At 64.6% G+C, this 21,138-nt stretch carries 21 protein-coding genes; 11 read left to right on the forward strand and 10 right to left on the reverse strand.

Translation table 11 applies throughout. The annotated features are described in order from the left end of the window. Positions 1-68: 68 nt before the first annotated feature. The 3 genes from NTY77_13015 to NTY77_13025 form a co-directional block, all read right to left on the reverse strand. A complete protein-coding gene (locus tag NTY77_13015) occupies positions 69-1,448 on the reverse strand; it encodes a hypothetical protein (protein MCX5796406.1) in 1,380 nt (459 codons plus the stop codon). 332 nt (positions 1,449-1,780) lie between these two features. Then, complete coding sequence (locus tag NTY77_13020; protein MCX5796407.1) at positions 1,781-2,995, reverse strand: winged helix DNA-binding domain-containing protein; 1,215 nt, start codon at positions 2,993-2,995, stop codon at positions 1,781-1,783. A 29-nt stretch (positions 2,996-3,024) separates the two neighbouring features. Then, positions 3,025-3,252 carry a ribbon-helix-helix domain-containing protein gene (locus tag NTY77_13025; protein ID MCX5796408.1) on the reverse strand — a complete coding sequence of 76 codons (228 nt, stop codon included), beginning with the start codon at positions 3,250-3,252 and terminating at the stop codon, positions 3,025-3,027. Between the two features lie 312 nt (positions 3,253-3,564). Between NTY77_13025 and NTY77_13030 the strand changes: the two genes are divergently transcribed. Further along, positions 3,565-3,846 (forward strand): helix-turn-helix transcriptional regulator, encoded by a 282-nt coding sequence (locus tag NTY77_13030; GenBank protein ID MCX5796409.1) that lies wholly within the window; start codon positions 3,565-3,567, stop codon positions 3,844-3,846. Between the two features lie 188 nt (positions 3,847-4,034). After that, a complete protein-coding gene (locus NTY77_13035; protein MCX5796410.1) occupies positions 4,035-4,979 on the forward strand; it encodes a hypothetical protein in 945 nt (314 codons plus the stop codon). On the opposite strand, the gene NTY77_13040 is transcribed toward NTY77_13035, so the two are convergent. Together NTY77_13040 and NTY77_13045 are read right to left on the reverse strand one after the other, a co-directional pair. Further along, positions 4,976-6,427: an MFS transporter gene (locus tag NTY77_13040; protein MCX5796411.1), complete on the reverse strand. Its 1,452-nt coding sequence runs from the start codon at positions 6,425-6,427 to the stop codon at positions 4,976-4,978. The genes NTY77_13035 and NTY77_13040 overlap by 4 nt on opposite strands. Positions 6,428-6,429: 2 nt before the next feature. Continuing rightward, positions 6,430-6,903: a GreA/GreB family elongation factor gene (locus NTY77_13045; GenBank protein MCX5796412.1), complete on the reverse strand. Its 474-nt coding sequence runs from the start codon at positions 6,901-6,903 to the stop codon at positions 6,430-6,432. 79 nt (positions 6,904-6,982) lie between these two features. On the opposite strand from NTY77_13045, the gene NTY77_13050 reads away from it, so the two are divergent. Then, positions 6,983-7,678, forward strand: a complete 696-nt coding sequence (locus NTY77_13050) for a hypothetical protein (GenBank protein MCX5796413.1) — start codon at positions 6,983-6,985, stop codon at positions 7,676-7,678. Here the strand turns inward: NTY77_13050 and NTY77_13055 are convergent. After that, entirely contained in the window at positions 7,650-9,179 is a 1,530-nt protein-coding gene (locus NTY77_13055; GenBank protein MCX5796414.1) for an SDR family oxidoreductase, read from the reverse strand. The two genes, NTY77_13050 and NTY77_13055, sit on opposite strands and share 29 nt — an antisense overlap. Before the next feature lie 59 nt (positions 9,180-9,238). Between NTY77_13055 and NTY77_13060 the strand changes: the two genes are divergently transcribed. Genes NTY77_13060 through thiS form a run of 7 tightly spaced genes read left to right on the forward strand, consistent with a single transcriptional unit; the run spans position 9,239 to position 16,084 of the window. Then, positions 9,239-10,522 carry an NAD(P)H-dependent oxidoreductase subunit E gene (locus tag NTY77_13060; GenBank protein ID MCX5796415.1) on the forward strand — a complete coding sequence of 428 codons (1,284 nt, stop codon included), beginning with the start codon at positions 9,239-9,241 and terminating at the stop codon, positions 10,520-10,522. Further along, positions 10,519-12,384 (forward strand): 4Fe-4S binding protein, encoded by a 1,866-nt coding sequence (locus NTY77_13065; protein ID MCX5796416.1) that lies wholly within the window; start codon positions 10,519-10,521, stop codon positions 12,382-12,384. Before NTY77_13060 ends, NTY77_13065 begins: the two co-directional genes overlap by 4 nt. 3 nt (positions 12,385-12,387) lie before the next feature. Beyond that, the gene (locus NTY77_13070) at positions 12,388-14,394 is read left to right on the forward strand and encodes a 2Fe-2S iron-sulfur cluster-binding protein (protein MCX5796417.1); all 2,007 of its coding nucleotides are present in this window, start codon (positions 12,388-12,390) and stop codon (positions 14,392-14,394) included. A gap of 14 nt (positions 14,395-14,408) precedes the next feature. Further along, positions 14,409-14,603: a hypothetical protein gene (locus tag NTY77_13075; protein MCX5796418.1), complete on the forward strand. Its 195-nt coding sequence runs from the start codon at positions 14,409-14,411 to the stop codon at positions 14,601-14,603. After that, a complete protein-coding gene (locus NTY77_13080; GenBank protein MCX5796419.1) occupies positions 14,600-15,256 on the forward strand; it encodes a phosphoribosylanthranilate isomerase in 657 nt (218 codons plus the stop codon). Before NTY77_13075 ends, NTY77_13080 begins: the two co-directional genes overlap by 4 nt. Positions 15,257-15,284: 28 nt before the next feature. Continuing rightward, the gene (gene thiF, locus NTY77_13085; protein ID MCX5796420.1) at positions 15,285-15,890 is read left to right on the forward strand and encodes a sulfur carrier protein ThiS adenylyltransferase ThiF; all 606 of its coding nucleotides are present in this window, start codon (positions 15,285-15,287) and stop codon (positions 15,888-15,890) included. Next, a complete protein-coding gene (thiS, locus tag NTY77_13090) occupies positions 15,887-16,084 on the forward strand; it encodes a sulfur carrier protein ThiS (protein ID MCX5796421.1) in 198 nt (65 codons plus the stop codon). The genes thiF and thiS overlap by 4 nt, the downstream gene beginning before the upstream one ends. Before the next feature lie 157 nt (positions 16,085-16,241). Here thiS and NTY77_13095 read toward each other — a convergent pair whose 3' ends face one another. The 4 genes from NTY77_13095 to NTY77_13110 form a co-directional block, all read right to left on the reverse strand. Then, positions 16,242-16,718, reverse strand: coding sequence for a hypothetical protein (locus NTY77_13095; protein ID MCX5796422.1), 477 nt, complete (start codon positions 16,716-16,718; stop codon positions 16,242-16,244). A 64-nt stretch (positions 16,719-16,782) separates the two neighbouring features. Further along, the gene (locus NTY77_13100) at positions 16,783-18,390 is read right to left on the reverse strand and encodes a clostripain-related cysteine peptidase (GenBank protein MCX5796423.1); all 1,608 of its coding nucleotides are present in this window, start codon (positions 18,388-18,390) and stop codon (positions 16,783-16,785) included. 148 nt (positions 18,391-18,538) lie between these two features. Then, on the reverse strand, positions 18,539-19,204 hold the full coding sequence (locus NTY77_13105; protein ID MCX5796424.1) for a hypothetical protein: 666 nt from the start codon (positions 19,202-19,204) through the stop codon (positions 18,539-18,541). Between the two features lie 35 nt (positions 19,205-19,239). Next, on the reverse strand, positions 19,240-20,103 hold the full coding sequence (locus NTY77_13110) for a hypothetical protein (GenBank protein ID MCX5796425.1): 864 nt from the start codon (positions 20,101-20,103) through the stop codon (positions 19,240-19,242). A gap of 149 nt (positions 20,104-20,252) precedes the next feature. On the opposite strand from NTY77_13110, the gene NTY77_13115 reads away from it, so the two are divergent. Next, positions 20,253-20,918: an ankyrin repeat domain-containing protein gene (locus NTY77_13115; GenBank protein MCX5796426.1), complete on the forward strand. Its 666-nt coding sequence runs from the start codon at positions 20,253-20,255 to the stop codon at positions 20,916-20,918. Positions 20,919-21,138 lie beyond the last annotated feature (220 nt).

Raw genomic sequence — 21,138 nt, forward strand, 5'->3', positions numbered from 1 at the left:
AAAGCCACGCCGGTAGCATCCCCGCAACAGGGGATACCTCGGCGTGGTGGTGCAGTAGTCTAACATGTTTAGGAATATCTCACACGCACGAAATTACGGGAAAATTCAGCGGAGGCGTCACAAATTGAGCGAATCATGCGCTTGAGAGGCTCATGAAGTTGGATTTCGCGAACCGTTGCGAGTCGCTCCATGCTTTTTAGTAGGAAGTTGATGGCGGAGGCGTAGCGTGCATATGCGGTGGGTAGGGGTTCAATGGCGAATAGGGGACGAATACTAATAGGTGCAGGAGCACTGGGACGCGCAAAGGGCAACCCGACCTCTTGCTTCTCGTACGGGACGACATCCGCCGGCTTGGCATCTTTTGCATGGCCCGCCTCAAATTCAACCTTGCGCGCCTCAGGACTATTACTGGGAAATAACAGCGCGGCGAAAGCATACTTCTCATAATCGCTGTATCCTGAGTCGGACCGTGGTCTAAGGGATAGCGGAGCTGCCCCCAATTCCCAAATTACTTTTTCCTTCGGCGACTTGCCGTTGTCCGTCAATCTCATCGTGATTCCGGGCGAGCGAGAGGCCGGAAGGAAGGCCCATCTTTTGTTGCGGCCCTTGGACCCCAAGAGACAGGCAGCGATGAATGGGTTTTCTAACTTCTGCCGCAATGAGACCTGGAACTTATAGGCGGCCAGCAAATCTGGATTATCCTTGAGAGCGTTGCGGAAGGCATTGAAAACAATGCCATCCTTGTCGAAGGAGAATTCGGTCTGTAAAAAGTGGTCACGGAGAAAAATGTTTTCAAGCTGCGAGTTTGAAGCCCAAATCCCGATGGGAGTGGAACGGACGGGATCTTGGAAGAAGCTGAGCCAGCGCCGATCTGTCGACGATTTGTTGCCCGAGCCGATGCTTAGGGCTTGATCAAGGAAGCCCACTGCCGTTTCATAGGTGGCAACGTCCAGCTTATCCTTCTTCTCAATCAAAGCTCGGCGTAAGCCGGACAGGAGTTTCTGTGTGCTGAGTTTGTCGTCCGCCTCAATTGCCAAGGAAACGCTCGCCAATGTCGAATCTGCGACCTCCCTGACATAGGCGTCTACGGCATTGGCCGGGATCATCGCCCACGGCCACACTGGGCCCATGGCTTTCCATGCCTCCGCGTAGGAGCGATATAGTTTGCCCACAACCGGCTTATCCACACTCCGATAGTCCTCGACTTCCAGAGAGAACTTCGCGGGACGCAGGTCCACTGAGACCCCAAAAAGATCGACAGGGGAGCCGGCGCTTTTTAAACCACCGAGAGCCTCCATATGGTCAAAGGGGCCAGGGTAGCTAAAGGCGCCATACTCACGCTCGGTGTCCTGGTTGGATTCAGCTTGAACAGGGACACCCTCGTGCGCAACCAAACAAGCCGCAAAGAGTGCACACCACAAAAACAGCACGCCCTTCTGCCATGTCACAGTGCAAGCCCTCGCCGAAACTTGGCTCCTTTGATGGAACATGAAAGATTCATCTGTCTAACGTAGAGAGTCACTTGACTAAGTAGCACGGCCGTCGAGACGGCCGTCAATGAAGATTGTATCTCTGCCGCCTATCATTAGCAACGGAAAAGAAGCTCCAGTTTCCGTGATATCCTGCGGGCCACGCAGGGTATCACCCCAAGCCCTATCTCCGACCCAACCCCAGCCGGTCAGCAGGACTCTGGACTCTCCGGCCTGCCTTGATCGGGGCACTTCACAATGCCGAGTTGGGCGACTGGAGGGGTCGACTGAGGTGGTTGCTGGTGCACGAATCAAACCCGGCGCCGCACCTCATCCGCCAACGCCGCCGGAAAAACCCTCCCCACCGAAATCTCCCCCGCCCCCACGAACTTTTCCAGCGACCCAAAAGCCTTTGCCAACCCCGCCAAAGCCCCATCCCCCCCGGGAAATCCCTCTTCGAAATGCACGGCCGGCACCAAAAGCCTCCCATCCTGCCGCGAGTTCTTCGCGTCCAGCCGCCCGATCAACCGCCCATCGTGCAAAATAGGCAGACAATAATACCCATGCCGCCTTTTCGCCGCAGGCACATACACCTCGATCTTGTAGTCGAACCCGAACAGATCCAAAGTCCGCTGGCGATGCCACAGGAAGGAATCGAACGGACAAAGCAGCGTCGTCCCCTTCACCGCCGGCCCCGGCTCCTGCAAAGCCGGCAAGTCCTCCCGCAAAGCGAACCACTCCCCGGCCAGCCCCTTCACCGCCACAGCCGAGACCTCGCCCGACTCCAGCATCGCGCGCAAAGCCCCGCGCCGGTCTTTCAATGAGAACCGCGGGAAAGAAAGGTAAGCCCCCAAATCCTTGGCCGTGGCCGCGCCCATCGCGTGCAGGCTCTGCCGGACATGCCACTTGTGGAACTCCTCGGCTGAAAGCGGCTCCACCGCCGAAAGGTCCACCACCCGCTCGGAAAGATCGTAGCGCTTGCGGAAATGCGGCCGCGAATGCACCGCCACCTTGCCCGTCATCCACAGAAAATGAAGCGCGTGGTCGCCCGGCATCCAGTCCCACCAGCCCGTGGATTTCTTAGTCCTCTGCCCAGCAGTGAACACCGCGGCAGTCACCGGCCCCTTGTCCGCCACCACAGACTCGACCTCGCGCAGCATCTTCCCGTTAGCCTTCAGCCAGGACGACCAGCCCGTGTGGCGCGTGCGGTAGTCCAGCATGGCCCGCCGCCAGGCGGGCAGATGAGCGCGCGGCACCAGACAGGCCGCGTGAGCCCAATACTCGTAAAGGAGACGGTCCTCGTAAGCCAGCCGGTCCAGCGCGGCCTTGTCATAGGCCCCGAAGCGGCTCCAGACCGAAAGATAATGCGCGCGTTCGATGACGTTGATGGAGTCGAGCTGCAGGCCGCCCGTGTCTTCGACGAAGGCTTGCAGGCGCTTGGCGTTGAGCGGCCCCTGCAGAGGCCGGTCCAGGTGCTGGCGCTTGAGGAAGAGCCGGCGCACGGCCTCGACCGTGATAGGCTTCACTTCAGCAGTCTACAAAATGGACGACATCCCTATTTCGCCCGCTTGGCGAAGTAGCTCCTAGCGGAAACGGCCTTGCCCGGTTGCCTCAGATGCAGCTTCCAGGCCTTCTGCGCCGTGCGCAGACCCTCCAGCTCATGCTCGTAGGTCGACTCCACGGCCTTCCTGAGCAGATCGGCCATAGGGCAATGCAGTTCGACCGCCAAGTGCTTGAGCCCGCTATGGAGCTCCTCCGGCAGGTAGATCGTAGTCCTGACCATGGGGTCGCCTCCTACGATGAGATTAACATGCAAACATATGTATGTCAATCCCCCATGGGGTGCGCCGAAAATTTGTAGGTAGCCGCCAGACCGGGCGCCCGGAATCGCGCGCCCGGCAATCTCCCGTGGGGGTCCCTCCCTTGGTCCGTTGCTTTTCTGCAACTTCCCTCCCCAACGCGGCGATATAGGGCATCTATTCCGAACCGTGTTGCTTGGGAGCAACGGACCAAGGGAGGCAAGGTTCGGCGGGTGGGAACTTTTTCGGGGGTCATCTCGTAAGATAGTATGGATTCCCAAGGGACGGTGCGTCGCATGGCGACATTGCTCAAAGAGCTGCGGCTGGACCGCGGAATCTCCCAGCGGCAGCTTGCCGATCATGCGGGCGTCAACGCTTCGGTCGTGCATTGGGCCGAGCGGGGCGAAGACGCCAAGCTCTCGACCTGGGGCAAGCTCTTTGAAGGGCTGGGCTATCGCCTCCGGATCGACGCTACGGAGCTTGCCGAGGAAGTCGGCGAGCTTCTTGCCGAGGAGCGCGACCGCAGGCGGGAAAGGCGCTCGCAAGGTCTTTGCGCGGGCAAGCGTCGTTTCTATTGACCGCTTGACGAGGGTGTAAGGCCGGCTGCCTACAAATTTTCGGCGCACCCCCCCCATGCCTGCCATCCGAGTTCATCACTAAATATACGAATGACCCGCCGAAAAGTTCCCGGATAGGCCATTTGTCTGAGAAGAAATGGGCCCTAAGACTCGTTTGCGCCCCTTTGCGCGCAAGTATAATACCGTCCATGGTTTGGCGCTGCGCGCTCGCGGCTCTGGCCGCCCTATTGCCCGCCTCGTCCTCGGCCCAGGTCCGAGCCGTAGCCAAGGTCGCGGCGCCCTGGCGCGGACCCGTTGGCCCCGCGCTCGGCGCGCCGCACTTCACCAACTCGCTGGTCCCTCAGCTGCAGTCCATGGTCCCCGCCCCGTCCTTGACCGCTCCCATGCCCAAGGTCGGCCTGCAGGCCGCGCCCATAGTCCAGACCATGGAAGCCCCCGGCCCGGCGCCGGTAGCGGCCGAGGATCAAAAATTCCAGGACTCCATGGCCGCGGCCATGACCATGCAGAGCCAGGTCCTCGGCTCCATATCCCGCGCCACAGGCTTCGACCCCCTCGTCCTATCGCTGGGCATGTCCATGCTGCGCGAAGGCCTCTCCGCCAAGGACTGGCTCGACATCGGCGCCGGCCTCCAGGACCGCGATTCCGACTGGGACGAGATGGACAAGGTCCTCGCCCAGCAGATGCGCTCCCCCCAGTTCTCGGAAGGATTCCGAAAGGGCCAGAAGATCTCCCCCGACGACCTCACCATGCTGGCCTGGACCATCAAGGACCTGCCCCGGGAAGTCGAGATCGCGCGCAACAACCAGTACCTCGGCTGGCAGTACCGCTGGGAGGCGGGCGACGCTTCCGCTGCCGGGGCCTCGTTCAAGAACGCCTCGGTCAAACGCCTGTCCAAGGACTCCTGGATGATAGACCTCGGCGCCATCCCCGGGCCCCAAGGCGCGCAGAGGCTGCGCTTCTCTCTGGAAGGATTCTCAGGGCGCGCCGCGGACGCCAAGCCCCAGCTCGACGCCCTGCTCTCCTCGCCCTTGCTCACCCCCGAGCAGAGGGCCGACCTCCTGCGGTTGGCTCTGCGCCTGGAAGCCGAGGGCCTGCTGCCCAAAGGCTACAGCCAGTCCCGGTCCGCGCGCTAGGATTCCGACTCGGTGATCTCCTCCAGGGTCTTCTCGGCGCTCGTCGGGCCGAGCCTGCCGCGCCCGGCTTTCCGGCCGTCCAGGCGGTCGGTGACGGCGCGGAACGCCATCAATAGGATGAAGCCCGCCACCCCCACGGCCGTGAAGACGTACCAGATGTAGTGGGCGTGGGCGTAGTAGCCGGCGCGCTCCAGCTCGCTCAGGCCCGCCGGAAGCTTCGCGGGGTCCGGGCACCACTTATCCAGAAGCATGCCCGAGAGGATGAAGCCGAACAGCCAGCCGAAGGCGGAATTGAGGTGCGCGTAGCCCATGTACAGGCCGGTCTCTCCCGGAGGCGCCTGCTTGGAGGCGTACTCCAGGTAGCGGGGCGATAGGAAGCATTCGGCCAAGCCCTGGAAAAAGATGCCGATCATCATCATGAGGATGATGGTGTTGACCGTCGTGAATCCCAGGGACACCTCCTTGGCCCCTATCAAAGGCGCCAAGGAGACGGTGAAGGCGGAGAGCGGGATGATGAGGAAGGAGACCGCTATCGAGCTGATGGGCCGCCAGCGGCGCACCAGCTGGGTGATGGGGATGACGAAGAGGATGACCACGAAGGGGTTCACGTTGGCCACCCAGCCGGGCTTGGAGGAAAGCCCCACCATGCGGAACAGGTACTTGGGCATGGTGGCGTAGAGCTGGCCCTGGATCGCCCAGAAGAAGCCCGTGATGACGATGAGGCAGGCGAAGCGCCAGTTGGAGAGCGCCCGGCCCAGGCCCGCGGCCAGTTCCCGGAAGCTCTTGGCCGGGGTCTTGGCCGCGCCCTCCGGCTCGCGGTAGGCCAGCAGAGCGAAAAGCAGGGCCACGAAGGCCATGGAGGCGGAGTAGAAGTTGACGAACTGCAGCTCCCAGCCCGGGCCGCTCGGGTTGCCCAGCAGCCCCTTGAGGAAGCCCAAGAGGCCGGAAGAGTCCGATGCGGCGAAGGCCTGGCGGATGGGGTCCACGAAGCTCTTGCCCGCGAAGGCGCCGATGTTGACCGCCCAGTAGAACAGGGAGAAGGCCCGGGCCCGGTTCGTCTCGTCGGAGCACTTGGCCGTGGTCCCGGAGACCACCGGCTTGACGATGCCCGCCCCGCAGACGATGATGGCCAGGGCCAGGATGGCGGAGGACTTGGTCGGGAAAGCGCCCAGCACCGAGTAGCCGACGCAGAGCAGGAAGAAGGCCGCGCAGAGGGACTTCTTGAAGCCGATGCGGTCGGCCAGCGTCCCCATGAATGTGGGCATGAGGTAGAGGACGAAGGAGAAGACGCCGGTGACCACGCCGGTGGCGCGGTCCGAAAAGCCGATGCGCGTGGTCAGATAGACGGACAGGAAGATGAAGCAGCCGTAGTAGGCGGCGCGCTCGAAGAGCTCGATGAGGTTGGCGAACCAGAAGGTGGACGAGAAACGCCAGGTGGTCTTTTCCATGCTCAGCTCCTCGGGTAACGGATGGCCGCCACTTCGAGCGCCCCGGATTCCTCGGTCTCGATCCGGTCCCCGACTTTGGCGCCCATCAATGCCAAGGCCAAAGCCGAGTCCCAAGCGATCTTGTCCTGGCCGCCCTCAGCCTCGTCCTGCCCCACGATGGCCAGCGTCCGCGTCTTGCCGTCCTCGCCGCGCAGTTCCACTTTCGCGCCGAAGCGGACTTCGCCGGCCGGAGCGACCTTGGGGTCCACCGGGATGGCGCTGGCCACCCGGCCCTCAAAATAGTTCAGGTCGCGCTTGATCTGGCGCGCTTCTCGGCTGTCCTTGGCCAGCGGCTCCAGCCGCGCGCGCAGCTCGGCGGCCTCATGTCGCAGGGCCACCAGCCCCTCGGCGGTCACGTAGTTCGGGGCCGCGCTCTGGTGGCGCTCCGGCAGTTCGTCCGGATCGCCCGCGTCTTCCTTGATGAAAGCCCGGCTCATGGATGGAAGGTTACCATAGTTCGACGGCCTTGACACGGTTTTTACCTTCCTCCGCCACAATGTATGTTAGAGTCAAGCGATGAGGCTCCGCGCCGCGGTAGCAGTGATCACCTTGCTTCTCTGCGCTCCGGCCTGGGCGGATGAGAAGACCCAGGTCATGGGGACCAAGGAGGACCGCGTCTTCTGGGTCATCCCCAACTACCAGACCGTGCAGGACGAGCTCAGCCTTCCCACCATCTCAGCCCAGGACAAGTTCAGGATTGCGCTGAAGGATTCCTTCGACCCCTACGCCTTCCCGATCGCCGGGGTCTTCGCCGGCATCTCCCATATCGACAACGAAAACCCCTCTTGGGGACGAGGTCCCGACGGCTTCGGGAAGCGCTATATCGCCGCCCTGGCGGACCAGACCATGAGCAACATGCTCTCCGAGGCCGCCTTCCCCATCCTCCTGCACCAGGACCCCCGCTTCTTCCGGCTGGGCCGCGGCGGCTTCTGGCATCGCCTGGGCTATGCCGCCAGCCGGGTCTTCGTCACCCGCGGCGACGACGGCTCCGCCCAGTTCAACGCCTCCGAATTCGCGGGCAACGCGGTCATGGCGGCCGCAGGGAACCTCTACCGTCCGAGGCAGGACCGCGGCGTCGGCGAATCGGCGGAGAATTTCGGGCTCCAGATCGGCGTGGACCTGGTCGGCGGCGTGTTCAAGGAGTTCTGGCCGGACATCAAGGAGAAGCTGACCGGCCGGCGGCCTACCAGGACGTCGGGGCGTAGTCCTTGAGGAACTTGCCCCAGACGTGCGTCCCGCTCAAGTATCCCGAGAAGACCGGGTCGCAGACCCGCGCGGCGCCGTCCACGATGTCCAAGGGCGGCTGGAAGTCGTGCTCCTCCTGCTTGCGCGCGCTGTGGTGCGCGGGGTCCTCGTCGGTCACCCAGCCGGTGTCCACCGCGTTCATGTGGATGCCGTCCTTGGCGTAGTCTGAAGCCGAGGTCAAGGTCAGCATGTTGAGCGCGGCCTTGGCCATGTTGGTGTGGGGATGCTTGTCGGTCTTGGTGCCCCGCGAGAAGCTCCCCTCCATGGCCGAGACGTTGACGATGTGCTTGTCGTGGTTGCGATGGCGCAGCATCAGGCCCTTGAGCTTGCTGCACAGGATGAAAGGAGCCACGGAATTGATGAGCTGGAGCTCCAGCATCTCGGCCGTGGGGACCTCGGCCAAGGTCAGGCGCCAGGAGTTCTTGGCGCGCAGGTCGAGCTGCTGCAGGTCCGCGTCCAGCTTGCCCATCGGGAAAGCCTCGGCGGCCAGGTCGGCCTCGTCGTAGGTGTATTTGGTCTGCGAGAGCTGCGCCGAGGCGCGCAGGCCCACCCCCGGCCCGCCCGCGTGCCAGAGCGCCAGGCCCGTGGCATCCACCCGATCCTCTTTGTGTCCCAGCGTCACCGTCGTGGCCAGGGCGGCGTTGAGCGCATGATGGCTCGAAAGCAGGGGCAGGGCCTCGGAAGGAAGCCCCTGCGTGGAGGCCTCGCCTGCGAGCAGGTGAGCGTAGAAAGCCGGCGGGCGGCGCACGGTCTGCGCCGCGTTGTTGATGAGGACATCCAGACGCTCCAAGGTGGAGTCCAGGTAGCGGCAGAAGATGTCCACGCTCGGCGAGTGCCGCAGGTCCAGGCCGTGGACCTTCAGGCGCTCGGACCACGCGGCGAAGTCCGGCTCGCGGCTGTAACGCAGGGCCGCGTCGTGCGGAAAGCGCGTGGTCGCCACGACCTTGGCCCCGGCGCGCAGCAGCATCAAAGCCGCCTGGTAGCCGATCTTGATGCGTGCGCCCGTGATCACCGCCGTGCGGCCCTTGAGGTCCGCGGTCTGGCCGCGCTTGCGGTAGTTGAAGTCCCCGCAGGCCGGGCACATGGAGTCGTAGAAGAAATGCACGCGGCGGTACTCGCCCTTGCACACGTAGCAGTAGCGCGGCCGGGCCAGCTCCGGGCCGTGCGCTGTATGGGGACCGGTGAGTTGCGGCGGAGTGAACACCGCGGCTTGGCGGGCCTTGCGGATGACCGTGGCGCGCCGCGCCTTGCGGTCTTCGGCCTCGGCCTCTTGCCGCTCCCGGCTGCGCAGCTCCTTGGCGAAGCGGATGACCTCGCGCCGGGTCGGGTGGCAGGCGCGGCCCGCGGCCTTGAGCAAAGCGATGCGGCTCTCCTCGGGGACGCCGGCCAGCAGGGACCGGTCCGCGACGATGGCATCGAGGACCTCCTGGCAGCGGCGGATCTCTTCCGGAGAGGGCGGAGCGGACATCGCTCATATTCTAGAAAAAAGCTAAGATGACGTGGGGCTTTTCACTGTCCGGAGGCTCAATGTCCCATCCCATCTGCGACGCAGTCGCCAAGATGCGCCAGGCCCACAAAGTCCTGGCCGAGTTCAGCTATGCGCCCGCCGAGCTGGAAAGAGGCTATGCCAACCGCAGCCTGCGCATCGACATCGCGGCCAACAAGATCGAGACCCGGCCCGTGACCCGGCAGATGAAGGACCTCTGGATCGGCGGCAAAGGCCTGGACTTGTGGCTCATGTTCCAGGAGATAGACAAGGACACCAAATGGGACAGCCCGAACAACCCCATCTGCATGTCCTCCGGGCCCCTGGGCGGGACCATGTCCTTCCCCGGCTCCGGCAAGACCTTGGTCACCTCCATATCGCCGACCACCCACTCGATCATGGACTGCAACGTGGGCGGCTACTTCGGGCCCTATATGAAGTTCGCGGGCTTCGACGCCTTGACCATCGTGGGCAAGGCCAAGAGCGACATCCTCATCTACATCGATGCCGTGAACAACAAGATATCCATCGCGGAAGCCCCCCTGGAGAGCGTGGACTCGCACCTGGTGGCCGAGGAGCTCACGGAGATGTACGCTCTCGACGAGCTCGACAAGCGCAACGTCGCCGTGGTGTCGGCCGGCCGCGCCGCGGAGCACACCCGTCTGGGCGTGCTCAACTTCTCCTTCTACGATTGGCGCCGCAAGGTCGCCCGCCTCAAGCAGGCCGGCCGGGGCGGCATCGGCACCGTGTTCCGGGACAAGAAGCTCAAGGCTTTGGTCATCCGGGGCAAGCCCCTCACCCCGACCTGGCGCGTGGCCGAGAGCAAGGCCGCGCTGCGCATCGCGGGAGCCTGCGCCTCCTGCGCCCACACGACGAAAGAGACGGTCCGGGAGATCGTCAAGAAATGGGACGGCGACCCTGACTACGTCATCGAGATGCTGCAGGACATCCAGGACCGCGACCGGCACATCTCCCAGGCGGCCATCGATTTCCTGTCTCTGGAGACGGGGGTCTCGCGCGGCCAGCTCTATCATATCGCGACCTTCTACAAGGCCTTCAGCCTCACTCCCCGAGGGGAAAAGACCATCCAGGTCTGCGTGGGCACGGCCTGTCATGTCAAAGGCTCCGCGCAGATCGTCGCGGCCTTCGAGCGCGAGCTCAAGGTCAAGCAGGGAGAGACCACCCCGGACGGCAGGTTCACGCTCGAAGCCGTGGCCTGCCTCGGCTGCTGCAGCCTGGCGCCGGTGGCGAAGATCGGAGACGAGATCTACGGCAACCTCCAGACCACCGACGTGCGCAGGATATTGAAGCAGGAGCGCACATGACCCTCGACCTCGTCCGGATCGCCGCCAAGGTCAACAAGGACCTTGGCAGCTACAAGGCCATGCTCATGGTCTGCACGGGCACGGGCTGCGTCTCGGCCAAGGGCTTCAGCATCCGGGACAGCCTGCGCGCCGAGCTCAAGGCCAGGAAGCTCGACAGGCAGTTCCTCGTGGTGGGCACAGGCTGCAACGGCTTCTGCGCCGCGGGCCCCATCATCGTGGTGCAGCCGGAAGGGGTGTTCTACCAGAAGGTGACCGAAAAGGACATCCCGGTCATCGTCTCCGAGCACCTCATCGGCGGCCAGGTCGTAGCTAAGCTGCTCTACAAGGACCCGGTCACCGGCGCGACCCACGCCAAGATGCAGGACATCGGCTTCTTCAACAAGCAGCAGCTCGTGGCCCTGCGCAATAAGGGCCTCATAGACCCGGAGAACCTTTCGCACTACATCGCGCGCAACGGCTACCAGTCACTGCGCGAGCTCCTTTCTGAAAAGGACATAGCGGGCACCCAGGAGCGCATCATCAAGGACGTCATCGCCTCCGGCCTGAGAGGCCGCGGCGGCGGGGGCTTCCCGACCGGGATCAAATGGCAGGCCGGCCGCAAGGCCGCCCTGGAGCGCGGCGAACCGATCTACGTGGTCTGCAACGCGGATGAGGGCGACCCGGGCGCGTTCATGGACCGCAGCATCATCGAGACGGACCCGCACTCGGTCCTGGAGGGGATGCTCATCGGCGCCTTCGCCGCGGGCTCCAGCGAAGGCTTCGTCTATATCCGCAAGGAGTACCCGCTGGCCTTGGTCAGGCTCGACAAAGCCCTGGCCGATGCCAGAGCCCACGGCCTGCTCGGCAAGAACATCCTCGGCACGAGCTTCAGCTTCGACATCAAGATCCACCGCGGCGCCGGCGCCTTCGTGTGCGGCGAGAGCTCGGCGCTCATGGCCTCCATGGCGGGGCAGGCGGGCGAGCCCCGCGCCAAGTACGTGCACAACGTGGAATACGGCTACCGCGACAAGCCCACCATCCTCAACAACGTGGAGACCTGGGCCAACATCCCGGTCATCTTCGAGAAGGGCCCGGAATGGTTCGCCTCTTTGGGAACGGACGGATCCAGCGGCACCAAGGTGTTCTCCCTCGTGGGCAACATCAAGAACACGGGCCTGGTCGAAGTCCCCATGGGGATCACTCTGCGCGAGATCGTCGAGGACATCGGCGGCGGCATCCCCAACGGCCGCAAGTTCAAGGCGGTGCAGACCGGCGGCCCGTCCGGCGGCTGCATCCCGGCGGCGCTGCTCGACATGAAGGTGGACTTCGACTCCCTGACCGAGGCGGGCTCCATGATGGGCTCCGGCGGCATGATCGTGATGGACGACCGGACCTGCATGATCGACGTGGCCCGCTATTTCATCGACTTCCTGGTGGACGAATCCTGCGGCAAGTGCACCCCTTGCCGCGAAGGCCTGCACGCCATGAACGAGACTCTCAAACGGATCTGCGCCGGGCAGGGCCGATCGGAGGACATCGCGTTCCTGGAGGACCTGGCCGCCACGGTCAACGCGGCCAGCCTCTGCGCCCTGGGCGGCACCGCGGGCAACCCGGTGCTGAGCACCTTGCGCTACTTCAAGAACGAGTACCACGAGCACATCCGGGAGAAGAAGTGCTCAGCCTTGGTGTGCAAGGCTTTGCTGCGCTACGATATCACGGACAAATGCACGGGCTGCACCCTCTGCGCCAAGAACTGCCCCACCCAGGCCATCACCGGAGAGCGCAAGAAGCTGCACTTCCTGGACCAGGCCAAGTGCATCAAGTGCGGCGTGTGCCGCGACGTGTGCCATTTCGACGCGGTCTCGGTGGGGAGCGGGAGCTAGGCCATGGGCGCTCCGGTGAAGGTCAGCGTCAAAAAGGTCCCCATCCTCATCGACGGCAAGCCGGCGGAGGCCAAGCTGGGCTCCTTCCTGCTCCCGGCCCTCCGGGCGGCCGGGATCACGGTCCCCACCCTCTGCGACCACAAGGACCTGACCCCCTACGGGGTCTGCCGCCTCTGCGTGGTGGAGGTGGAGCAGAAGGGCAAGCTGAAGCTCGTCACCTCCTGCAATTACCCCGTGCGCGGCGAACTGAAGGTGCACACGGCCAGCGCGGCCGTGCGCAAGCACCGCCGGCTCATCGCCGAAATGTATCTGGGCCGCTGGCCCAATGTCCCGATCATCCAGGAAGCGGCCAAGCTCTGCGGGGTCTCCTCCAGCCGGTTCGCCAGCGCGCTCACGGACGAGAACCCCAAGGCCTGCATCCTCTGCGGGCACTGCGTGCGCGCCTGCCAGGAATTCGCCCAGGAGAAGATCCTCCATTTCGCGGGCCGCGGCATCAAGCGCCACCTGACCATGCCCTTCGGCGCGGTGGACAAGACCTGCATCGGCTGCACCTCCTGCGCCTACACCTGCCCGACCGGGGCCATCGAGATCGTCGACGACCTCAACCGTCCGGCCGACCCGAAGATGATCCGCGACGCGGGGATGAAGATCAGCGCCGAGATGGCCACGCTGGACAAGTCGCAGTTCCGCATGCGCGAGACCGGCACCGCCAACATCGTGGACGTCATGGACAAGTACGACCTCCTGCCCGTGCACAACTACAAGTTCGGCTCGCACCCGGACACGCACAAGATCGGAGCGGACATCCTCCGGAAGAAGTACTTCACCCAGGGCATGTCGGACGGCTGCTGGTACGGCTGCTCCATGGCCTGCGCCAAGACCATCGACGACTTCGAACTCAAGACCGGCCCCTATAAAGGCCAGCGCGTGTGCGTGGACGGCCCGGAGTACGAGACCTGCGGCGCGGTCTCCAACATGGGCTGCTTCGACGGCGATTTCGTCGCGGAGTTCAACTTCTACTGCGACACCTACGGCATCGACACCATCTCCGTGGGCACCACGGTGGCTTTCGTCATGGAAGCCTTCGAGGCCGGCCAGATAACCAAGAAGCACACCGGCGGCCTGGAGCTGCGCTTCGGCGCCTGCGGCGCGGTGCTGGAGCTCATGCACCAGATGGCGCGCGGGCAAGGCTTCGGGGTCGACGTAGGGCAGGGCATCCGCTGGCTCAAGAACAAGTGGACAAAGGAATACGGCGCCGACGCGGCTTTCCTGCAGGACATCGGGATGGAGGCCAAGGGCCTGGAGTTCTCCGAGTACATGTCCAAGGAATCCTTGGCCCAGCAGGGCGGCTACGGCCTGGCCATCAAGGGCCCCCAGCATGACGAGGCTTGGCTCATCTTCATGGACCAGATCAACAATGCGATGCCGACTTTCGAGCAGAAGGCCGAGGCCCTGCATTACTTCCCGCTCTGGCGGACTTGGTTCGGCTTGATGGGGCTGTGCAAGTTGTGCTGGAACGACATCGTGCCGGCGGACAACTTCAAGGAGAAGGAGCCGGCCAAGGTCCCGGACCATGTGCGCGACTACTTCAAGTTCTTCGAGGGCATGACCGGGCTCCGGCTGGACGAGCAGAAGATGCTCGACCAGAGCGCCCGGGTCTACAACCTGCAGCGCATACTCTGCCGCATGCTGGGCGTAGGCACTCGGAAGCACGACGCCATCCCCTACCGCGCCATGGGGCCGGTCACGATCGAGGAGTACGAGTCGCGCGCCGAGCGCTACGACAAGCAGATGCAGGAGCTCCTCGGCGTGGACCCGGCGGGCAAGAGCACGGCCGAGAAGCTCAGGATCACGCGCGCCTACCGGGAGAGCCAGTACGAGAAGGTGATGGACGCGGCCTTCGCCAAGCGCGGCTGGACCAAGAACGGGGTCCCGAAGATCTCCCGGCTCAAAGAGCTCGGCATAGATCTGCCGGAGCTGGTCGCCATCGTCAAAGCGGACCAGGAGTAAGGCATACGGCAGCCGTGGGGAACTTCAAGGGGATGACGACGCTGGACCGGCTGGTCGCCGCCGGCCTGCTCCGGGACTTCGAGCTGGCGGTCAAACGCGGCGCGCGCAAGGCCGCCGTCGACATCCTGATGCGCGTCGAGCTCACCGAGGCGCAGGCCCTGGTCGTCTACCACGGCGCGGAGCAACTGCGCCAGAACTTCGGCGCATGAGAGTCAAGGTCTGCGGGATCACCAATCGCGAGGACGCCGTCTGGGCCCTCAACGACGGCGCGCATTTCATCGGCGTCGATTTCCGCAAGCGGAGCCCGCGGCGCGTCCTGCCCGCTGACGCCAAAGACTGGGTCCCCGCGCTGCCCACGTTCGCTTCGGTGGTGGGCCTCTTCGATGACGAGTCCTCCAAAGTCATCGCGAGGCTCGCCGCCGAGATGAACCTCAAGGGCATCCAGCTCAACGGCCCGCAGACGCCTCAGCGCCTGCGGGGCCTACGCCAGGCCCTGACCATCGCCGAGTGCCCCCCCTTCATCATCAAAGCTCTGGCCGTACCCGGCCCCGAGGCCATCGCGGACATCCCCCGGTGGGGCGACGCGATCGACTACGTGCTGCTCTACGACCCCGCGGAAACCAAGCCCGGCAAGCCCGGCCGGAGCCCGCGCCCATTCGATTGGTCGCTCGCGGCCGCCGCGGCGCAGCACGGCAAGCCCGTGTTCTTGGGCGGAGGCCTCACTCCGGAGACCGTCGGGGAAATCGCGCTGAAAGCCCGACCCTTCGCCGTCGACGTGACTTCCGGCATCGAGAAGTCCACCCGGCACAAGAACCCCGCCAAGATGCGCGCCTTCATCGCCAGCGCTCTGCTGGGGCGCTGACGCCGCCTAAGTTGGTAGAATAGGGCTCATGCCCATCTTCGCCCGCAACGTCAAAGGGATGACCGAGATCCTGCGGCGCTGCACCGTGGGCGTGGCCGGGTGCGGCGGCCTGGGCTCCAACGCCGCTCTGGCCCTGACCCGGGCCGGGGTCGGCCGGCTCATCCTGGCGGATTTCGACGAGGTGGAGGCCTCCAACCTCAACCGCCAGCAGTTCGTCCAGAAGGATATCGGCGTCGAGAAGGTCAAGGCGCTGGCCGGGCACCTGCGCGCCATCAACCCGGACATCGAGCTTTCGGAGCACTGCTGCAGGATATCGCCGGAGAGCGTGGCCGCGCTCTTCGGCGAGGCTGACCTGCTCATCGAGGCTTTCGACAAGGCCGAGGCGAAGAAGTGGCTCATCGAGTCCTGGTGCCGGGCCTTCCCCGGCAAGCCCATCGTGTGCGGTAACGGGGTGGCGGGCTACGGCGGCACCGCGGCGCTGAAGGTGGAGCAGGTCGGCGACCGCATCTGGTTCTGCGGGGACGGCGAGAGCGACATGTCTTTAGGCCTGTGCTCGGCGCGTGTGGCGATCGTCGCCAACATGCAGGCCAACCTGGCCATCGAGCTGCTCATGAAAGCGCGGAGCGGCGCATGATCGCGGTCAACGGCAACAAGCTCCCCTGGAAGGAAGGGATGACCGTCAACGATGCGCTGGCCGCCATGAAATACGATTTCGCCCATATCACCGTGACGGTGAACGGGGAATTCGTGGAGCCCGACGACTTCGACTCCTGCGCTCTCCCCGACCTGGCCGACATGAAGGCCATCCACCTCCACCACGGGGGCTGAATCATGCCGTTCCGAGGTCCCGACGCTCCGCGTCGGGACCCGCCCAGACAAGCGCAGCTTGTCTGGGCCATCCCTCGGCTAGCCACTTCCGTTTTTTAGGAAACTCCCCTTGCTGCCGGCCCGACGCCCCTGTCCCTCTGACGCCTGCCCGTCGGGCTCATCCCTTGATGAAGTCCTGGAAGAGGCCGTTGTCCAGGTAGAACGGCTGGGAAAGGACCGGGACGAACTTGCTTCCGTTCCATTCTCCGATCACGAGCTCGATGTGGTATTGTCCCTGCGGCAGGTCCTTGAGTTTGACCGTGATCCTGGTGTCGGAATGGTTCCAGCACTCGCCGGGGGCGAGCTGCTTGTTGAACTTGACGCCGCCTAGATTATGGAAATGCGACTTGCCGGAGCGGGCCGATCCGTCGTCGACGTAGAGCCAGATGTGATAGTTCAGGCTGCCGGACGGGGCTTGGTCCTTGTTGCAGAGCTGCGATGAAACGTGCCAGATGGATTGGTTCGGGTCGAAGTCCAGGACGGCCCGGTCAAGCCGAAGCTTCGTGGCGGCGTGGGCCGTGGAAGCGCACGCGGCCGCCAGGATCACGCACAACGCGGACTTCCTCATGAGGGCACGGCCGGTGAAGGGATTCATACGGCAAGTATAGCTCAGCGGCGACGTTCTCGCAATAAAAGGCCTCGGAGCGCTAAGGGTACAATTAGGCCCGCGGCCCGGCGTCAGGGGCCTCGCGGCCGCCGGAGAGGCGTTTGACGAAGTCGCCCCACTGGGTCAGCTGGTGCCAGATGAGCCCCAGATAGCGCGCCCCGTACTCCTGCCAGAGATACGAGCTCATGGGCAGCCAGATGGACACGCCTGAAGAGGCGCTGATGTCGGCGGTGGCGTCGTTGGCCACCACCAAGGCCTTGTGGGCCGCCGTGACCGCGGCGATGACCGGCGCTGAGACCAGCGCCACCGGGGCGTTGGCGAGCTTCGCGACGAAGTCCATGAAGTCGCCGTAGTCGGAAATGGCGTAGCGCTGGGTCGCCTGCGCCGCCTTGCGCGCTTGGGCGAATTTGGCGGCATCGAGTTTGGCGAGTTCCTGGCCGAGGGTCTTGACGGCCTCGATGAAGGCGGGGAGCTTCGTAAGGTCGACGCCCGAGAAGTTCACGTTGCGGTCGTAGGCCGCGACATACTGCTCGGTGAGCGCCTTGCGGAGCGCCGCGCCGTCATCGGCCTCGGCCGCCAGCCATTGCTTGAGGACCTTCTCGTAGGGCCAGCCGGCGCCGGGCTCGGTCTGCTCTGAGCCCGCCATGTAGTGGACGGAGTCGGCGACCTGGGCCATGACCTCGGCCATGGCCATGAGGCAGGCGTCGAAGCCGAGGACGTCGATGGGGCGGCCGATGAGGTCCCTGAACTTGCGCATGACCACGCCGAGCTGTTCGGTCGTTATGTGGTTGCCGGTCTGGTCGTCCCAGCTGATGTCGAGAGGGCTGAACGCGCCCTTGTTCCTGGCGTGCCAGCCGGCGCCGTGGTCCCAGAGGTCGACCATGTAGTGGGCGGCCGGGAACTTCTCGGCGGCCCAGCGCATGAACTCGTAGAGCTGGTCCGCGCTGCCCATGTCCACGGCCGGCAGTTCCTCGATGACGGGCGAGCTGACCTCGCCGGTCTCGGAGCGCTGGATGAGCATGCGTTTGGTGGGCTTGCCGAGGGAGGCCCACTGCACGACGATGTTGACGCGGTCGTTGGAGCCGACCTTCTCCATCTGCTTGATGTTGACCTCGCCGAAGTCGTCGAGGTTGTTGTGGCCGTTGAGGAAGACCATGAAGGTCCATTCCTTGGACTCGGTCTTCTGTTTGGTGCCGTCGAAGAGGGCGGAGGCGGCGAGCTCCTTGGTCTGGCCTTGCGGCTTGGGCTCGGCCGCGGCTTGCAGGGAGCCAAGGGAGGTCTGGGCCTGCGCGGCATCGGCAGGCAAGGCGGCGGGGGCGGCCAACGGGGCGGCGGGCTTGGCTGTGATGAGAGCCGCTTGCGGCTTGGCCGCGGGCAGAGCGGAGATGATCGCGGCGGCCGTCTGCATGATTTGCGCCGGGGCCGCCTGGACCGCGGGGGCGGAGAGGCCTGAGACCGGGGATAGGCTGAGACGGCCTGAGCCAAGGGACTGGGAGCCGAGGCTCATGGAGCCTGAGCCTAGCTGGGTCATAGCGGAGCCGACTGCCACAGGGACGGAAGCCGACGGCGTGGCGACGGGCGCGACCAGGACGTTGGCCGCGTTGACCACGGGGCAAAGGAGGAATTGGGCGATGAGCAGAATGGTGGATACCGATTTCATAGCCCCATCCTACTGCAAAGGACATGCCACGGGAATGAGTCGATGGGGGAAGGCGAGCGCAGGCTTTGGGCCCGGATGCGGGTAGCCCAGAATGCCTACAGCCCTCCCCTTGGGATGAGAGGCTCGCTGCCTGAGCGCGGCGGATCCTTCAGCGCAGCTGCGCCGACGCCGTCTCTACGGCGCCGGAGGCGGACTCGTTGAGCTCCCTGACCTTCTGCTCGGCGGCTCGCCCCAGCGCCCGGGACATCCGGTCTCGGCGATCCTGCTCGGCCTTCAGCTGGTCCCATAAGCCCTTGGTCTGAGCCTCAAGGCCACGGGCCTGGGGGGCCGGAGCCGAATCCACCTTCAGCTTGGTGATCTTGGCTTCGTTCTCCGTGATCTTGGACTTCAGATCCGCGATCTTCTGTTCCACCGCCGCGAGCTTCTCCGAGGCCGATCTCAACCATGCCATGAAGTCGTCGTGCGCCTTCTGGTACGAATCCGCGACAGGCTGGAGCTTCGCCGCGCTGGCCTGCAGCGGCTTCTCCACCGGTTTTTCCTCGGGAGCCTTGGCCGGCTCCTCCTTCGGCTTGGCCTGAGCGGGCTTCTCCACCGGCTTGACCTCGGGCGCGGCGAGGGCCGTGGTCGGCGCCGCCGGCGAGGCCGCGGGCGCCTCCGGAACCGCCGCCGAAGCCGTTGGCGCGGGCGCGACAGCCGCCGGGGCGGAGTCCTGGGAAGGTTCGGCAACTGCCGGCGCGCTCACTTCGCCGGCGCGCGACGCGGCGGCGCAAATGGACAGGGCTAAGACCAGAAACAGCGCGGTGTATCGGCTCATCTTCTCCCTCCTGGGCAGGCTGGACGCCTCAATGATCATTCTACAACAGGTGGGGCGCAGGCGAAACAACCCTGTTTGGCACCTTTCACATCTCCGCCTCTGGACAGCAGCCAAGCGATGAGCGGCGGGAAGGCCAGGATGCAGCCGTTGACGTAGATGGAGTGCGGCACCACGGTCCAGCGGCTGTTGAGGATGGACACGGCCAGCTGGACGCCGAGGAACACCGTGGTCTTTCCGAGCCGCAAGGCCAGCGCATGGTACTTGCGCGACATCGCATCCATGAGGCTGCGCTCCCGATGCGTGACCATGTACACGAACATCTCGATGAGCGCGAAGTTGCTCAGCAGGATCATGCTGCCCATGCCGGTCAAGAAGACGGCGGGAAGGCTGGGCAGCGGGCCCGGGCGCATGTTGACCCCGTCCAGGAAATCGAGGTCTCCGAAGTCGAACTGCGAGATGCCGATGTAGGCGACCATGCCGAGGTACCAGGCGACGAGGGCCAGCCTGTGGATGGCCTGCAGGCGGCTGCCTGCCGCGGGCCTGAAGAAGACCAGCGTGGAGCCGGCCAGGCAGACCGCGAACCAGGTCCGATCGATGGGCGGCGCCGGCGACTCGAGGTGATGGATGTCCATGTGGCTGACGGCGAAGACGTACCAGAAGAGGATGGTGAAGGACAGGATGTGATAGGGGGTCAGGACGGGAAGGATCTCCTCGAAGAACAAGGGCATGACGAACAGGCCGAAGAGGAATATGGTGCAGGACAGGACCCCGTAGTCGCCGTGGGCGACGAACGGAGCGCTGATGAGATAGAAGACGAGCACGAGGACGGGCACGGCCAGGAGCCGGGCCCGGTCCTTCTTGACTCTCCAGAGCAGGGGCAGGAAGGACGCGGCGAACATCCCCGCAAATAGGGAGATGAACAGGGGCAGGAAGTCGTGGGGGCTATGGGGCGTACGCTATGATAGCAAACCGCCGTCGGAACGGACTCCAGCCGCGGCCCTTGATTTGCGGCCTATGCGGGGTTACTATTAGGCGCGCGGGGCTGTGGATGAAGAACGTCTTTGTGACCTTGACGCTGGCGGCCCTGGGGGCCATGCCTGCCCGGGCAGGGGTGGAACAGGGCGACATGACCCCGCTGATGTCAGCGGTCTATGGAGGCCATGACAGGGCGGCCCTGGCCCTGCTCGACTCGGGCGCGGACGTCAACGCCAGGACCAAGCAGGGGATGACTGCCTTGATGTATGCCGGCATCAGGGGGCGGGCGGCGGTGTCTGCGGCGCTGATCAAGAAGGGCGCCGAGGTGAACGCGCAGGCCGAGTCGGGTCTGACCGCGCTGTTGTGCGCGGTCCTGTTCGAGCGGGCGGGGCTGGCTCAGATGGAAGCGCTCATCAAGGCCGGGGCCGACGTGAATGCGAAGGGGCCGCCGAAGGGCACGACGGCTTTGATGTCGGCGGCCAACGACGACCGGGTCGAGGTGGCGCGGCTGCTGATGCGCTCCGGCGCGGATGTGAACGCCCAGCAGGGTGGGGGCGGCTGGACGGCCTTGATGCGGGCGGCGGTGACGGGGTCGGCGGGAGTGGCTAGGCTGCTGATCGAGGCGCACACCGACCTTGGCGTGAAGGACGGCCACGGCAGGGACGCGCTGGCTTTGGCTCAGAAGCACGGGCATGCGAAGGTAGCCAGGCTTATCCAGGATGCGGGCCGGGCTCGCTGAATCCTGAGAGGGCTATCGCGCTTGTGGCGAGGGGGCGACTGCACTAATCTCCATTATTTTGGGCGGGCTGCGCCCAGGCGTGGGTCGCGAAGAGGGCTGGGAGCGAGAGTTTGGCGATTGCATTTGTGAATGTCAGATTGATCTCCCCAATTCCGCCGCTTTGCTTCCACGACCTTCTTGGCCGCGGGCTAGTTTGAGGGATTTTTGACTATCGAAAGTT

It is taken from the genome of Elusimicrobiota bacterium (assembly GCA_026388095.1).
Classification (GTDB): Bacteria; Elusimicrobiota; Elusimicrobia; order UBA1565; family UBA9628; genus UBA9628.